Origin of the sequence: Corallococcus sp. AB049A, from assembly GCF_003668885.1 — a bacterium.
GTDB lineage: Bacteria > Myxococcota > Myxococcia > Myxococcales > Myxococcaceae > Corallococcus > Corallococcus interemptor.
Window position 1 is genome coordinate 1 of the sequence record NZ_RAWL01001328.1, and the last position, 408, is coordinate 408.

The following is a 408-nucleotide window of genomic DNA, read 5'->3' on the forward strand; positions in this document are numbered from 1 at the left end:
CCCTACGCCTCAGACCCCGCGATGCCTTGGGTCAGAGCCCATTCCGTGGGAATGGGATCCGACCCCGGCCTGGCGCGTTACTTGTCGAAGCCCAGCAGCAGCGGGTCGTGGTCGGAGCTGCGCCACGGGCCCTGCACGTTGCGGCCCTGGTAGCCGCTGGCGTCCTGCTCGTCGGCGTTGCTGTGCCATTCGGCGGCACCGCGCAGGCGCCTGGCCATGCCCGGGTTCAGCAGGGCGTGGTCGAGGCGGCCGGTGTAGCCGTTGTAGACGTAGCTGTAGGGATGCTCGACCTTGGCAACCTTGAACGCGTCCTGCCAGCCCAGATCATGCAGGGCGCGGATCGGGTCTTCCATCGCGTAGGCATTGAAGTCACCCAGCAGCACCGCGTCCCTGGCGCCGGTACCGGTC

Annotated in this window: 1 protein-coding gene; it reads right to left on the reverse strand. The window is 68.4% G+C overall.

The window, feature by feature from the left end:
- Positions 1-77: 77 nt before the first annotated feature.
- A partial coding sequence (locus D7X55_RS47135) for an endonuclease/exonuclease/phosphatase family protein (RefSeq protein ID WP_199747471.1) occupies positions 78-408 on the reverse strand: 331 nt, incomplete at its 5' end.